A 227-nucleotide genomic window follows, 5' to 3' on the forward strand; every position below is an offset into this window, starting at 1 on the left:
GTCCTATGGCAACACCCAGGTCCTGAACGGTGTCGATCTCTCGGTGAACCGCGGCGACGTGGTGTCGATCATCGGCCCCAGCGGCACCGGCAAGACGACATTGCTGAAGTGCATCAACTATCTGGCCAAGCCCGCCTCCGGCACGATCGCCTTCGATCAGGTCAGGATGGACTACCGGAAGCCGGACAGCACCGCGGTCCAGGCGATCCGGCTGCGGACGGCGATGG

At 64.3% G+C, this 227-nt stretch carries 1 protein-coding gene; it reads left to right on the forward strand.

Annotated features, from left to right (window positions below; all coding sequences use genetic code 11):
- Positions 1–227: ATP-binding cassette domain-containing protein (locus tag AF337_RS15900; RefSeq protein WP_152971099.1), on the forward strand; the 227-nt coding region annotated here is incomplete at both ends.

The sequence above is a fragment of the Rhizobium ecuadorense genome (genome assembly GCF_001187535.1).
GTDB classification, from domain to species: domain Bacteria; phylum Pseudomonadota; class Alphaproteobacteria; order Rhizobiales; family Rhizobiaceae; genus Rhizobium; species Rhizobium ecuadorense.